Origin of the sequence: Pseudonocardia sp. CA-107938 (assembly GCF_050936315.1) — a bacterium.
GTDB lineage: Bacteria > Actinomycetota > Actinomycetes > Mycobacteriales > Pseudonocardiaceae > Pseudonocardia.
Genome location: NZ_JBNJNA010000001.1, coordinates 811,988 through 823,256 on the forward strand (window position 1 = coordinate 811,988; position 11,269 = coordinate 823,256).

Here is an 11,269-nt window from a genome sequence, read left to right on the forward strand (position 1 = left end):
GACGTCCAGCGCGGCCAGCGGCTCGTCGAGCAGCAGCAGGTCCGGCCGCGGCGCCAGCGCCCTGGCCAGCGCCACCCGTTGCTGCTGGCCCCCCGACATGCGGGCGGGCCGCCGGTCGGCGAGCTCCGCGAGGTCGACGGCCGCCAGCAGCTCCCGGGCGCGGGCCTCGGCCTGCCGCCGCGGGACCCCGTGCGCGCGCGGCCCGAACGCGACGTTCGCTGCGGCCGTCAGGTGCGGGAACAGCAGCGCCTGCTGGGCGAGCAGCCCGACACTGCGCCGGTGCGGTGGCACGTGCAGGCGCGGCGCGGTGACGGTCCGGTCGCCGATCCGCACCTCCCCGCCGTCGGGCACGAGCAGCCCGGAGAGCACCCCGAGCAACGTCGACTTGCCGGCCCCGTTCGGCCCGACGACAGCGACCACCTCGCCGCGCTCGGCGGAGATCTGCACGTCGAGGGTGAAGGCGGGGCGACGGACCAGCACGTCGGCTTCGAGCCAACTCATGCGCTGCCCTCCACACCGCGCGGCCTCGCCACCGCGATCACCACGACGGCGACGACGACGAGCAGCAGCGACAGCGCGACGGCCGCGGACGTGTCGGTCTCGCGTTCGAGGTAGACCAGCAGCGGCAGGGTGCGGGTGACGCCCTCCAGGCTGCCGGCGAACGCGATGGTGGCGCCGAACTCGCCGAGGCAGCGGGCGAACGCGAGGATCGCGCCGGACGTGAGCCCCGGCAGCACCAGCGGCACCGTGATCCGGCGGAAGGCGAGCCACGGGGTCGCGCCGAGCGTGGCGGCGACGGCCTCGTAGCGGTCGCCGGCCGTGCGCAGCGCCCCCTCCAGGCTGACGACGAGGAACGGCAGCGCCACGAACGTCTGCGCGAGCACGACGGCGGCGGTCGTGAACGGGATCGTGACGCCGAACCAGGCGTCGATCACCCGGCCGAGCAGCCCGAGCCGGCCGAGCAGGAACAGCAGCGCCAGCCCGCCCACGACCGGCGGCAGGACCAGCGGCAGCAGCACGACCGAGCGCAGCAGCCGCAGCCCGCGGACCCGACCCCTGGCCAGCACGGCCGCGAGCGGCCCACCGAACACGATGCACAGCACCGTCGAGACGGCGGCCGTCTCCAGCGACAGCCGCAGCGCGGCCAGCGCCGAGTCCGAGAGCAGCAGCTCCGGCATCCGCGGCCAGTCCGCGCGCAGCGCCAACCCGACGACGGGCAGCGCGATCAACGCGAACGCGACACCGGCCGGCACCCACAGCAGTGCCGGCAGCCCGACGCCCCGGGCGTGCTCGTCGGACCGACGAGCACGGGGCGCGGACAGCTCTAGCACGGCAGGATCACGGCGCCTGGAAGCCCGCCGCCTGCAGCACCTTCTGCCCGTCCGCGCCCGTGACGAGCGCCTCGAACTTCTGCGCGAGCGCCGCCTGCTTCGAGCTCTTGACGACCGCGATCGGGTAGTTCGTGACGGCCTGCGCCGCCTCCGGGAAGGCGATGCCCTGCACCGCGCCCTTGGCAGCGGCGATGTCGGTGACGTAGACGAGGCCGGCGTCGGCATCGCCGGACTGGACCTTCGACAGCGTCGACTTGACGTCCGGCTCCTCGCTGACCGGCTTGACGTCGATCCTGGTCGCTGCCTCGACCTTCAGCGCGGCGTCGCCGCACGGCACGCCCTTCGCGCACACGACGACCTTGAGCCCGGGCTGGGCCAGGTCGGCGAAAGCGGAGATGCCCTTCGGGTTGCCCGGTGCCACCGCGATCTGCAGCGCGTTCTTCGCGAACGGGGTGGCCGGCGCTGCGGTCTGGCCGGCATCGCCGACGGCCTTCATCGTGGCGTCGCTCGCGGCGGCGAACACGTCGGCCGGGGCACCCTGCACGATCTGCTGCGCGAGGTCGGAGGAGCCCGCGAAGTTGAAGGTGACCTTCGTGCCCGGGTTGGCGCTCTCGAACTGCTTGCCGAGCGCGGTGAACGTGTCCTTCAACGATGCGGCGGCGAAGACGGTGAGGGTGGTGCCGCCGTCCGGGGCTGCTGTGACGGCGCCGTCGGACGCAGGGCCGGCGGCGTGCTGGCCGGTGCCGCATCCGGCGAGCAGCGCCGCGCCGGCGACGGCGGCGAGGACGCGACGCTTCACGAGAGCCCTCCGGGGGTTTCCACGACGACGTTCGTCGACTTGACGACGGCCACCGCCAGTACCCCGGGTTCGAGGCCGAGCTCGCGCGCGGCCTCGCTGGACATCAGCGACACGACGCGGTGCGGGCCGCACTGGATCTCCACCTGCGCCATGACCGTGTCGGTGATGACGTTGGTGACCAGCCCGACGAAGCGGTTGCGCGCCGAGCGCTGCACTCCGGACGGGTCGGGGGCGGCGTTCGCGTGGCTGCGCGCGAACTCGGCGAGCGCGGCGCCGTCGATGACCTTGCGGTTCGACGCGTCGGGCTGCACGGGGAGGGCGCCGGCCTCGACCCAGCGGCGCACGGTGTCGTCGCTGACCCCGAGCAGCTTGGCGGCGTCGGCAATCCTGAACTGCGGCACGAGCGGGAGCCTAGCTCCGCGCCTGCGACGAAGACCAGGGAACTGACCGGCGGGTCACCAACTGGGTGGCGATCAAGAGCAGAAGGTCGTTCCTCGACCGGTCAAGAACGACCGTTTGCCCTTGATCACCGAACACCGCGGCCGGCCGGCTGGCCGAGTGGGCAGGTGTCCGACAGCAGGTGCGCCCCGGTCGGGGGTGATCCCTCCGCGGATGCGGTGTCGCGCTGTTCGCGCAGGTCGGGGCCCGGGTTCGCCGTGCGATGGCCGGTTACGCTCGTGTGGTGACCCCCACCGAGCTCGGCCTCCCCGCCTTGCGACGGTCGGCAGGGCAGGCCACCGACCGGCCGGCCGATCCGCGCCTGATCGACACGTTCGGTCGGGTCGCGACCGACCTGCGCATCTCGCTGACCGACCGCTGCAACCTGCGCTGCACGTACTGCATGCCCGCCGAGGGCCTGGACTGGATGCCGCGCGAAGAGCAGCTCACCGACGCCGAGCTGCTGCGGCTGATCACGATCGCGGTGCGCGACCTCGGCATCCACGAGCTGCGCTTCACCGGCGGCGAGCCGCTGCTGCGCCGCGGCCTGGAGGAGCTGATCACCGCCGCGGCCGCGCTCGAGCCGCGCCCGGACATCTCGCTCACCACCAACGGCATCGGGCTCGCGCGCCGGGCCGAGGCGCTCGCCGCGGCCGGGGTGAACCGGCTCAACGTCTCGATGGACACGGTCCGCCCCGAGCGGTTCGCCACGATCACCCGCCGCGACCGGCTCTCCGACGTGCTGGCCGGGCTCGCCGCGGCCCGCACCGCCGGCCTGGACCCCATCAAGATCAACGCCGTGCTGCTGCGCGGCGTCAACGACGACGAGGCCGTCGACCTCCTCCGCTTCGCCGTCGACGGCGGCTACCAGCTGCGGTTCATCGAGCAGATGCCGCTCGACGCCCAGCACGGCTGGGAGCGCGCCGAGATGATCACCGCCGGCGAGATCCTGCAGCTGCTGGGCGAGGGCTTCACGCTCACACCCGACCCCACCGAGCGCGGCGGCGCGCCCGCGGAGCGCTGGCTGGTCGACGGCGGTCCGGCCGTCGTCGGCGTCATCGCGTCGGTGACCCGGCCGTTCTGCGGCGCTTGCGACCGCACCCGGCTCACCGCCGACGGCCAGGTCCGCACCTGCCTCTTCGCGCGCACCGAGACCGACCTGCGGGCCATGCTGCGCGGCGGCGCCTCGGACGCGGAGATCGCCGACGCCTGGCGCGTCGCGATGTGGGGCAAGCTCGCCGGCCACGGCATCGACGAGCCCGGCTTCCTGCAGCCGGACCGGCCGATGAGCGCGATCGGGGGATGACGATGGAGTCCGTGCAGTACACGGTGGTCACCGTCGCCGTCCGGTACTTCGCCGCCGCCAAGGCCGCGGCCGGCGTCGAGACCGAGACGTTCGACGTGCCGCCGTACGCCACCGTCGACGACGTGCTGGCCGCCGCCCGCGCCCGGCACGACACCGAGTTCGCCCGCGTGCTGGAGCGCTGCAGCTTCCTGCTCGACGAGGTGGCGGTGCGCGACCGCGCCCACGCGGTGCACGCCGGCGCCACGCTGGACGTGTTGCCCCCGTTCGCCGGCGGCTGACCCGAAGCGGTCATCCAGGCAGGTCGAACAGCGCACCCTGGCCCGGTTCGCGGGCCTCCGGGACGTCGACGGCGCTCGCGCTGCCCGACGTCGGCGCGCGGACCAGGATCGGCGCAACAGCAACGTCCAGCTCGGTTCCGCGGATGGTCCGCGCATGGTTGCAGATGTTGACCCTGCTGAAGAACGGCAGGCCGCGCGGCAGGGGACGGAGTCGGTCCAGGCCGATGGCGTAGACGATGGTCGGCGACGCGGGGCGGCGACCCGGCCAGCGCTCCACGAAGCGTCTGTCGACGAACACCCGATAGTCCCGGTGGTCGGCGTAGAGCGTCGCCGAGACGCTGCCCTGGCTGAACAGGTGCGACATGTCCCCGGCGCCGCGCATCTTCTTCACACAGAGGAAGTCCGACCTCGGGGTGATCAGATCGGCCACCTCGACCCGGTCGCGCTGTCGGACCACCCCCTCGAAGTTGCGGCGGTCCATGTGCAGCCATCGACGGTCGCGCGCAGTCAGGGCGTTGTACGTCTGCTCGCTGTGCTGCGGGTCCCAGTCGGGCATGTCCAACCGGTTCCAACTCCACGCCGGGATGCGGCCGAGCTGCCGGTCCAGGCGCTGGAGGTAGTCATCGGAGACAGCGAACCAGCGGCCGTCGGCCAGCACGAACGTGTCGCCGTGGTCGTCGACGAGCTGCGCAGCCAGGAACTCTCGCAAGCGGCGCCGCTGTCCGATCGGATGTCCGTCCGCGTCGATGGTCTCGACCTGACGTTGGAGGGCCTGCGCACCGACGTCGCGGACCGTGTGCCGCACACCGAGGACATCCAGCGCGCGGCGTCTGTTCCGACCAGCGACGATGCGGTGTGCGAGGCGCACCTCGTCGTCCGGTTGCACCAGCGGGGTCAGGATCGAGAAGTCCGCGACCCCCGTGACCAGCTCATGGGCGAGCCGGGCGTCGAGATCGGCGACGCGTGCGTCCGATCGGTCGATCGGCTGCAACCAGTCCAGATAGGGGTACCACTGCTGGTAGTCGGTGGCCCGGTAGCGGCCGAGCAGGAACACGAGCAACTCGTGCAGGTCTCCGAGCCGGTGGCCCTCCGGCACCTCGACCAAGAGGGAACGGGATCCGGTCATCCCGGTCACGAGGTGCTGGTCGGACTCGCCGCCGAGCGACCGCACCCACTCCCCTTCCAGATCGACGTCGAACGCACCGAGTCGACTGGGCACGGAGATCCGCTGTTGCGTGTGGCGGACCGCGCTACCGAGTCGCATGGTGGCCATCGACCGCAGGCGACCGGGGTCGACCGTGTTCGCGGTGACGCGCAGTCCGAAGTCCATGACCAGCGCGGCTTCGTCGAGGTAGTGCCGGCCTTGCCCGAAGGTCACGGCGAACCAACGGTCCCCGGCCTTGGCCAGCAGTACGAACGCCCGGCTGACGCTGTTCGGCCAGGTCACGTCGAAGTGGTCGTCGAGGTAGCTCGCCCACACGGGTCGTCCCTGTGCGCGGAAAACACCGGCCGCGACGCATTCGAAGTCGAGCGGCAGGCGGGGCTGGAGCGGTTCGCAGTCGTCGGGAAGCCTCAGCATCTCGGTCGGCGATTCGACCTGTGCGCCGAACATATGGATCGCGAGCTGCATCACGTTCCCCCACGCCGTGACCACCTGCGTACCCAGCGTGACACGCGGCCGTCAGTGCGCACAACCGGCATGAAGCCCAGGGGGCCTCACCCCAATCGGGCGGCGTCCCGGTACGCCGTCCACGAGCCTCCCGGTGTCTGCACCGACGTGGCCGCCAGCACCCCGTGCACCACGGCGCGGGTGACGACGTCGGCCGCGGCCGCCTGCAGTTCGAAGAGCTGCAGGAACTCCGGGGCCGGGCGGGCGGCCGTGGACAGGCCGAAGATCACGTCGCCGTCCACCACCGTGTGGACGGGGGTGATGGCGCGGGCGAGGCCGTCGTGGCCCATGGTGGCGAGGCGGGCGCAGCCGGCCTTGTCGAGCGTCGCGTCGGTGGCGACGACGGCGAGCGTGGTGGCGATGCCGGGGGTGGGCCGGATGGCCGGGGCCTTCGCGGCCTCGACGGCGGCAGCGTCGACGGGCGCGTCGGGGAACTCGCCGGGCAGGCCGTAGCGGGCGCCCAGCAGCGTGCCGGTGGCGGGGTCGACGGCCGAGCCGGCCGCGTTGACGATGGCGAGCGCGGCGACGGTCGTGCCGTCGTCGAGCACGGCACTCGCGGTGCCGACACCGCCCTTGAGCCCGCCGACGACCGCACCGCGGCCCGCGCCCACGCACCCGACGCCCACGTCGGTCGTGGCCGCGGCCACCGCCGCCGCGCCGGTCGCGGGGCCGGGGCGTTCGCCGTCCGGGCCGCCGCGGCCCAGGTCGAAGACCACCGCGGCCGGCACGATCGGGACGATCCCGCCCGGCGTCTGCAAGCCGGTGCCGGCGGCCTCCAGCGCGTCCATCACGCCGGACGCGGCAGCGAGCCCGAACGCGCTGCCGCCGGAGAAGACGGTCGCGTGCACGCGCTGGACCAGGTTGCCCGGTTCCAGCAGGTCGGTCTCGCGGGTGCCGGGCGCGGCGCCGCGCGCGTCGACCCCCGCGACGGCGCCGTCGCCGTCCGCCAGCACGACGGTGGCGCCGCTGAGCCCGCGCTGCACGTCGGCGTGCCCGACGCGCAGCCCGGCGATGTCGGTGAGTGCGTTGCGCGGGCCGGTTCGCATCCCGTCATCCTGACCGAATCCCGCCAGCGCGCCACCGCCGCGGCGGGCAGCCTGGGGTGATGGACGACACCCTGGCTGCCCGCATGGACGCCGACGGTGTGGCGGTCGTCGAGTCGGTGCTGACGGCCGCGGAGTGCGCGGAGGTCAGCAGCTGGTTCGACGAGGACGAGCGCTTCCGCTCGACCGTCGACATGGCCCGCCACGCGTACGGCCGCGGCCGCTACCGCTACTTCGCCGACCCACTCCCGCCGCTGGTGGCGCAGCTGCGCACCGAGCTGTACCCGCCGCTGGCCGAGGTGGCGAACGCGTGGGCGGAACGGCTCGGCGAGCGCACGTACCCGACGACGCACGCCGAGCTCCGCGCCGAGTGCACGGCCGCCGGCCAGCGCCGCCCGACACCGTTGCTGCTGCGGTACGGCCCCGGCGACCACAACCGCCTCCACCAGGACGTGTACGGCGACCTGACCTTCCCGCTGCAGCTGCTCGTGATGCTGAGCCGGCCGGACGAGGACTTCACCGGCGGCGAGGGCGTGTTCGTGGAGCAGCGGGCCCGCCAGCAGTCGCTGCCGCGGGTGCTGCGGCCCCGCCAGGGCGACGCCGTGGTGTTCCCCGTGCACCACCGCCCGGAACGCGGGGCCCGCGGCGACCACCGCGTGCAGGTGCGGCACGGCGTGAGCCAGGTGCACGACGGGCGCCGCGACGTCCTCGGCATCATCTTCCACGATGCCCCCTGACCAGCTGTTCCCCCGCGAGCGCCGGGTGCTCGCGCCCGGCGCGGTGCACGTGCCCGACTGGCTCGACCTCGACGCGCAGCGCGCGCTGGTGGCGGCGTGCCGCGAGTGGGCCGGGGACGGGCCCGGGATCCGGGCCGCCCGGATGCCGAACGGCGGAGTGATGACCGTGCGCAGCTTCTGCCTCGGCTGGCACTGGTACCCGTACCGCTACTCGCGCACCCGCGACGACCAGGACGGGAGCCCGGTCCTGCCGTTCCCGGAGTGGCTGGGTGATCTCGGCCGGGCCGCGGTCGCCGACGCGTACGACGACCCGGCTCGCGGAGCCGCGTACCGGCCGGACATCGCGCTGGTCAACCACTACTCCGGCGACGCGCGGATGGGCCAGCACCAGGACAAGGACGAGCGGTCCCGCGAACCGGTGGTGTCGCTGTCGATCGGTGCGCCGTGCGTGTTCCGCTTCGGCAACACCGAGCACCGCGGCCGCCCGTGGACGGACGTGGAGCTGCGCTCGGGCGACCTCGTCGTGTTCGGGGACGCGAGCCGCCTCGCGTTCCACGGGGTACCGCGCCTGCTCCCCGACGACGGCCCCGACACCGGGCTGGCGGGCGGCCGGCTGAACGTCACCCTGCGGGTGTCGGGGTTCGATCCCGCAGCTCCAGCGCCGTCTCGACCAGCCGACGCGTGACGGCGCCGGTCGGCCGTCCCGCCGGCACGGCGAGCGAGATGCGGAAGAGGGGCGCGTCGGTGAGCGGCACTGTGGTCACCGACGCCACCGGATCGATCATCCCGGGCGGGAGGATGGCGACGCCGAGACCGCTCTGCACGAAGGCGGCGACGCCGCCGAGGTCGCCGATCTCGTAGCGGATCTCCCTGGCCAGCCCGGCCGCGCTGTAGGCGAGGTCGCTGAAGATGCGCGTGCCCCAGTGCTCGGGCGTGTCCACGAACGGCTCGCCGGCGACGTCCGCGAGCGTGAGCGCGGCCCGTCCGGCCAGCGGGTGGTCGGGCGGGCAGACGAACACCATCGGTTCCTCGCTCAGGCCGTGCAGCGTGAGCCCGGCCTGCTGCGACGGCAGCGCGAGGTAGGCCGCGTCGAGCCGGCCGTGGCGCACGTCGTCGGCCATGACGGCGCTGCCGGCCTGCCGCGGCTCGACGGCGATGCCGGGGTGCCGGGCGTGGAGCGCGGCGATCACGCGGGCGGCGCTGACCGGGTGGTCCCGCAGGACCTGCAGGATGCCGAGGTGGATCGTGCCGCGCAGCCCGCCGCGCTGCTGCTCCACGGCGTGCCGCGCTTCCTGCGCCGCGGCGAGCGTCGCGCGGGCCTCCGGCAGCAGCACCCGCCCGGCGTCGCTGAGCGCGACGTGGTGGGTGGACCGGATCAGCAGCTCGGCACCCAGCTCCCGCTCCAACGTGCGCACCGCGGCCGACACCGCGGACTGGACGACCGACAGCCGGGCCGCGGCACGGGTGAAGCTCAGCTCCTCGGCGACGGCGACGAAAACGGCCAGCTGGCGTAGCTCCACCCCGCCATCCTGTCATCTCGATTGGAGATGACCGATAGCTCAGATCTTCGCTTCACTCGACAGCAGGCGCGGCGCATGGTGGACCGCGTGACCACCTCGCTCGCCCGCCCTGCCACGACCGGATCCACGCGCCACGGCGCCGGCTTCTGGATCGTCGCGCTGGGCTTCCTGTCCGTGATGGGGCTCTCCGCGGCCGCGTCCCCGCTCTACCCCGCCTACCAGCAGCTCCTGCACTTCTCGACGTTCACGGTCACGCTCGTCTTCGCCGCGTACGCCGTCGGTGTCGTGGCCAGCCTGCTCACCGCAGGCCACCTCTCCGACGTGCACGGCCGGCGCCGGGTGCTCGTGCCCGCCGTCGCGCTGAGCGTCGCCAGCGCCGTCGCGTACCTGCTCTGGCCGACCCTGCTCGGGCTGTACGTGGCGCGGCTGCTGAACGGCTTCTCCGTCGGCATGGTGACGGCGACGGCCACGGCGTGGCTCACCGAGCTGCACGCCGCGCACCGGCCGGCGGCCTCGCCGGCCCGCGCGCAGGTCGTCGCCGCGATCGCGAACCTGGGCGGGATCGGGCTCGGGCCGCTGGTCGGCGGCCTGATCGCGGAGCACGCGCCGGAGCCGCTGGTGACTCCGTACGTGGTGTTCCTCGTGCCGCTGGTGGTGAGCACGGTGGCCCTGCTACTGGCGCCGGAGACGCGCCCGGCCACCGTCCCGCGGCCGCGGTACCGGATCCAGCGCGTCGCCGTGCCGCCGCAGGGCCGGGTGCAGTACGCCGCCGCGGCAGCGGCCGCATTCCTCGGACTCGGCGTGCTGGGCCTGTTCACGGCCCTCACCGCGACGTTCCTGGCCGGCCCGCTGCACACACCCGGTCCGGCCCGCACCGGCGAGGTGATCTTCGTGGTGTTCGCCGCCGGCACGGTGACCCAGCTGGTGGCGAGCCGGTTCCCGCCGCGGCGGCGGCTCGCCGCCGGCATGCCCGCGATCGTCGCCGGGCTCGCCGTCCTGACGGTGTCGGTGTGGCTGCCGACGCCGAGCCTCCTGCTCTTCGTCGCCGGTGCGCTGGTGTCCGGCGTGGGGGCGGGGCTGCTGTTCTCCGGCGGGCTCGGGCTCGTCGCGCAGGTGGCGCCGCGGGAGTCGCTCGCGGAGGCCCAGGCCGGGCTGTTCCTGGCGGGTTACCTCGGGCTGATCGTGCCGGTCGTCGGGGTGGGCGTGGCGCTGCTCGTGCTGAGCCCGCAGCTCACCCTCACCCTGTTCGCCACGCTGGTGGCGGCCGGGACGGCGACGACGGCGTTCCTGCTGCGCGGCCGCTGAACGGTCGGTGCAGCAAAGCCACTTCCCCGCACGAGATCGCGTGGAAGTGGCTTTGCTGCGTCACCCCGGCCCTCAGGCCGCCGATCGGTTCCGGCGGATCGCCAGCAGGATCAGCAGCACCAGGACGCCGCCGATCACCGGGGCGAGGCGCTTGAGCACCGGGGCGCCGGCGGTGTCGAGCAGGTCGATGGCGTCGACGTCGCTGCGCATCGGCGGCTTCGGCTGGACCGCTGCCGGCTTCGTGATCGGCTCCGGTGTGGTGGTGGTCGGGACGTCGCTGGTGGAGACGGCGGCGCCGTTGGTGGCGGCCGTGGCCGCGGCCGGCTCCTCCGCGGGCTCCTCCGCCGCGGCCTCGCCGGTGTCGTCGGTCAGCTTCTCCGCGACACAGGCCGCGAACTGGCCGATGATCTTGTTGGCGACGTCGTTGATCACGCCCCGGCCGAACTGCGCCGGCTTCCCCGTGATCGTCATGTCGGTGACCATCGTGACCGAGGTCTTGTCCGGCCCGTCGGCCACGAGCGTGCCGGTGACCAGCGCGCTCGCCGTGCCGTTGCCGCGGGAGTCGCGCCCGCTCGCGTCGATGACGACCCTGTGGTTGGCGTCGTCGCGCTCCTTGTAGACGCCCTTGCCCTTGTACGTGAGCGAGATCGGGCCGAGCTTCACCTTGACGGTGCCGCTGAACTCGTCGCCCTCGTACTCGGTCAGCGTCGCGCCGGGGAAGCACGGGGCGACCGTCTCGGGCGTGTTGAGCGCCTTCCACGCCTTGTCGATGGGCGCGGCGATGGTGAACGTGTTCTCCAGCTGCATGGTCGTGCAGTCTCCCTCGAAACGACGCGGACGCCT

General features: G+C 73.6%; 12 protein-coding genes and 1 pseudogene. 5 read left to right on the forward strand and 8 right to left on the reverse strand.

The window, feature by feature from the left end:
- Window positions 1-24: 24 nt before the first annotated feature.
- From ACQEVB_RS04140 to ACQEVB_RS04155, 4 genes and pseudogenes are all read right to left on the reverse strand, one after another.
- Window positions 25-501: pseudogene (locus ACQEVB_RS04140) on the reverse strand (ATP-binding cassette domain-containing protein); the annotation flags it as partial.
- Window positions 498-1,271, reverse strand: coding sequence for an ABC transporter permease (locus tag ACQEVB_RS04145; protein WP_432980131.1), 774 nt, complete (start codon window positions 1,269-1,271; stop codon window positions 498-500). The pseudogene ACQEVB_RS04140 and the gene ACQEVB_RS04145, both read right to left, overlap by 4 nt.
- A gap of 67 nt (window positions 1,272-1,338) precedes the next feature.
- Window positions 1,339-2,130: a molybdate ABC transporter substrate-binding protein gene (modA, locus tag ACQEVB_RS04150; protein WP_432965191.1), complete on the reverse strand. Its 792-nt coding sequence runs from the start codon at window positions 2,128-2,130 to the stop codon at window positions 1,339-1,341.
- Complete coding sequence (locus ACQEVB_RS04155; RefSeq protein ID WP_432965194.1) at window positions 2,127-2,531, reverse strand: TOBE domain-containing protein; 405 nt, start codon at window positions 2,529-2,531, stop codon at window positions 2,127-2,129. Before ACQEVB_RS04155 ends, modA begins: the two co-directional genes overlap by 4 nt.
- A 281-nt stretch (window positions 2,532-2,812) precedes the next feature.
- Between ACQEVB_RS04155 and moaA the strand changes: the two genes are divergently transcribed.
- Together moaA and ACQEVB_RS04165 are read left to right on the forward strand one after the other, a co-directional pair.
- Window positions 2,813-3,874, forward strand: coding sequence for a GTP 3',8-cyclase MoaA (gene moaA, locus ACQEVB_RS04160; RefSeq protein ID WP_432965197.1), 1,062 nt, complete (start codon window positions 2,813-2,815; stop codon window positions 3,872-3,874).
- Window positions 3,875-3,876: 2 nt separating this feature from the next.
- Window positions 3,877-4,152 carry a MoaD/ThiS family protein gene (locus tag ACQEVB_RS04165; protein ID WP_432980134.1) on the forward strand — a complete coding sequence of 92 codons (276 nt, stop codon included), beginning with the start codon at window positions 3,877-3,879 and terminating at the stop codon, window positions 4,150-4,152.
- A 10-nt stretch (window positions 4,153-4,162) separates the two neighbouring features.
- Here the strand turns inward: ACQEVB_RS04165 and ACQEVB_RS04170 are convergent, their stop codons facing one another.
- Together ACQEVB_RS04170 and ACQEVB_RS04175 are read right to left on the reverse strand one after the other, a co-directional pair.
- Complete coding sequence (locus tag ACQEVB_RS04170; RefSeq protein ID WP_432965200.1) at window positions 4,163-5,782, reverse strand: DUF6119 family protein; 1,620 nt, start codon at window positions 5,780-5,782, stop codon at window positions 4,163-4,165.
- An 86-nt stretch (window positions 5,783-5,868) separates the two neighbouring features.
- A complete protein-coding gene (locus tag ACQEVB_RS04175; RefSeq protein ID WP_432965202.1) occupies window positions 5,869-6,867 on the reverse strand; it encodes a P1 family peptidase in 999 nt (332 codons plus the stop codon).
- A 59-nt stretch (window positions 6,868-6,926) separates the two neighbouring features.
- Here ACQEVB_RS04175 and ACQEVB_RS04180 point away from each other — a divergent pair, with 59 nt between their 5' ends.
- Together ACQEVB_RS04180 and ACQEVB_RS04185 are read left to right on the forward strand one after the other, a co-directional pair.
- Complete coding sequence (locus tag ACQEVB_RS04180; protein ID WP_432965205.1) at window positions 6,927-7,601, forward strand: 2OG-Fe(II) oxygenase; 675 nt, start codon at window positions 6,927-6,929, stop codon at window positions 7,599-7,601.
- Complete coding sequence (locus ACQEVB_RS04185) at window positions 7,591-8,286, forward strand: alpha-ketoglutarate-dependent dioxygenase AlkB family protein (RefSeq protein ID WP_432965208.1); 696 nt, start codon at window positions 7,591-7,593, stop codon at window positions 8,284-8,286. Before ACQEVB_RS04180 ends, ACQEVB_RS04185 begins: the two co-directional genes overlap by 11 nt.
- On the opposite strand, the gene ACQEVB_RS04190 is transcribed toward ACQEVB_RS04185, so the two are convergent.
- Window positions 8,222-9,121: a LysR family transcriptional regulator gene (locus ACQEVB_RS04190; protein ID WP_432965211.1), complete on the reverse strand. Its 900-nt coding sequence runs from the start codon at window positions 9,119-9,121 to the stop codon at window positions 8,222-8,224. The genes ACQEVB_RS04185 and ACQEVB_RS04190 overlap by 65 nt on opposite strands.
- Window positions 9,122-9,208: 87 nt before the next feature.
- On the opposite strand from ACQEVB_RS04190, the gene ACQEVB_RS04195 reads away from it, so the two are divergent.
- The gene (locus tag ACQEVB_RS04195; RefSeq protein WP_432965214.1) at window positions 9,209-10,426 is read left to right on the forward strand and encodes an MFS transporter; all 1,218 of its coding nucleotides are present in this window, start codon (window positions 9,209-9,211) and stop codon (window positions 10,424-10,426) included.
- Window positions 10,427-10,498: 72 nt separating this feature from the next.
- On the opposite strand, the gene ACQEVB_RS04200 is transcribed toward ACQEVB_RS04195, so the two are convergent.
- Window positions 10,499-11,233: an SRPBCC family protein gene (locus ACQEVB_RS04200; protein WP_432965217.1), complete on the reverse strand. Its 735-nt coding sequence runs from the start codon at window positions 11,231-11,233 to the stop codon at window positions 10,499-10,501.
- Window positions 11,234-11,269 lie beyond the last annotated feature (36 nt).

Bases quoted from the DNA above. Each gene is read 5' to 3' on its own strand.
- ACQEVB_RS04165 (WP_432980134.1), top strand. From the start codon at position 3,877: ATGGAGTCCGTGCAGTACACGGTGGTCACCGTCGCCGTCCGGTACTTC.
- ACQEVB_RS04170 (WP_432965200.1), bottom strand. From the start codon at position 5,782: ATGCAGCTCGCGATCCATATGTTCGGCGCACAGGTCGAATCGCCGACC.
- ACQEVB_RS04175 (WP_432965202.1), bottom strand. From the start codon at position 6,867: ATGCGAACCGGCCCGCGCAACGCACTCACCGACATCGCCGGGCTGCGC.
- ACQEVB_RS04180 (WP_432965205.1), top strand. From the start codon at position 6,927: ATGGACGACACCCTGGCTGCCCGCATGGACGCCGACGGTGTGGCGGTC.
- ACQEVB_RS04185 (WP_432965208.1), top strand. From the start codon at position 7,591: ATGCCCCCTGACCAGCTGTTCCCCCGCGAGCGCCGGGTGCTCGCGCCC.
- ACQEVB_RS04200 (WP_432965217.1), bottom strand. From the start codon at position 11,233: ATGCAGCTGGAGAACACGTTCACCATCGCCGCGCCCATCGACAAGGCG.